2 protein-coding genes are annotated in these 1,851 nt (G+C 55.6%); both read left to right on the top strand.

The window, feature by feature from the left end:
* On the top strand, positions 1-661 hold a 661-nt coding region (locus AC33YF_RS13845), incomplete at its 5' end, for a methyltransferase (protein WP_491777799.1).
* 339 nt (positions 662-1,000) lie between these two features.
* The coding region (locus AC33YF_RS13840; protein WP_491777798.1) for an inorganic phosphate transporter at positions 1,001-1,851 on the top strand (851 nt) is incomplete at its 3' end.

Genomic DNA, 1,851 nt, shown 5'->3' with positions numbered 1-1,851 from the left:
CGGCGCGCCGCAGAACGAGACGAAGCACTCCGGCGCATCGATGTTCGCCAAACTCTATGAATCGCCAGAACGTCTCGAGCAGTTCATGAACGCCATGTCAGGCGTCTCAGCTGGGAACTTCCTAGCCTTCGCAGAGAAGTTTGATTTCTCGAAGTATGAGACCTTATGTGATGTCGGCGGAGCGACTGGACAGTTGTCCTGCATGGTGGCTGCGGCAAACCCCCATATGCGCTGCAGCAGCTTCGATCTTCCCCAAGTTCTGCCAATTGCCACCCGCAAGATCAACGAGGCCGGTCTATCGGACCGGGTTACTCCAGTCGGCGGCGATTTCTTCGCAGATGAACTCCCGGAAGCCGATGTCATCACAATGGGGATGATCTTGCATGATTGGAACCTTGAGAAAAAGAAGATGCTGATCCGCAAGGCTTATGATGCGCTACCCCAAGGCGGAGCGTTCGTCGTGATTGAGGCATTAATCGACGACGCACGACGCGAAAATGCATTCGGCCTGCTAATGTCGCTCAACATGCTGATCGAGTTTGGAGATGCTTTCGACTACTCGGGCTCAGATTTTGAGAGCTGGTGTCGCGAAGTCGGCTTTCGAAAGTTCGAGATCATGCCGCTCACCGGCCCATCAAGCGCCGCAGTTGCTTACAAATAGGCTAAGGGCAGATTTTGACCGTTGGGAGCGATGTCCCCTAATGGCACTTAGCTGACATCAATGTCGCAGCTGCCAATGTCAGCTTTTTGGTGCAACGCGGTCTTCGTCTAGCGGCCTTGCAACGTTTGCAACTGACCCAATGCGGACATATCCAGCAGACTGACAGCTTACCGAGCACTGAAACGATCAATGCCCTGAGGGGAGTGAGATCAACAGCATTCGCTCTTCCGCGAAAGGCTCGAACTGGGACCGGAGGAGTAGCCATTCTCTCTCACGTCTTGTTGGTCCGTCGAAAAATCAATAAGACATTATCTCAAAACAGCGGGGGAGATGCGGCGTATGCCGACGCGGGCAGACAATGAGTCAGCGGTCGGATTGGGCAGTACAAAAAAGCCTTCTATCGACAAAGATCTCAAAAAGGTTGAGCGTTTAGAGGAGGCCACGCGCACGGTCTCACGCGCCTGGGCTGCCTTAGGTATTGCGGTCCTGTTTCTCGCCGTTGCGGGCATTTTGGCCAGTTTGCAGGTGGGGGCTGCCCAGAGCAGCATCATCGTGATCGCTGCGGCCGTCATCGGCGGCTATATGGCGCTAACGATAGGTGCCAACGACGTTGCCAACAACGTCGGACCTGCGGTTGGTGCACGCGCGCTCACCATGCTCGGGGCGCTGATCATCGCCGCGATCTTCGAGTTTGCAGGTGCCCTGATCGCCGGCGGAAGCGTTGTCAAAACCATCTCCAAGGGCATCATAGATCCGACGCTCGTGCCAAGCAGCGATGTCTTTGTTTGGATTATGATGTCTGCACTATTGGCGTCAGCGTTGTGGGTCCATCTCGCAACGTATTTGGGTGCGCCAGTATCGACAACGCATTCGATTGTGGGCGGCGTCCTTGGGGCGGGGCTCGCGGCGGTCGGTGTGGAAGCTGTCGACTGGTATGTAATGGCGTCTATCGCCCTAAGCTGGTTCACGTCGCCTTTTATCGGCGGGCTTATCGCTGCCGCCTTCCTTGCGTTCATCAAGATCAACTTGATCTATCAACACGACAAGATAGCCGCTGCACGGCGATGGGTGCCGGTCCTAGTTGGGGTTATGTCAGCGGCTTTCGGGGCGTACCTCGTCGTAAAAGGTCTCAAGCACGTCTGGAAGCCTGGCCTCCCTGCAATCGCAACAATTGCGGTCCTTATCTTCGC

This window comes from Methyloceanibacter sp., assembly GCF_058506495.1.
The sequence above is the reverse complement of the archived record's forward strand: the minus strand, read 5'-3'. Positions and strand labels throughout refer to the sequence as shown.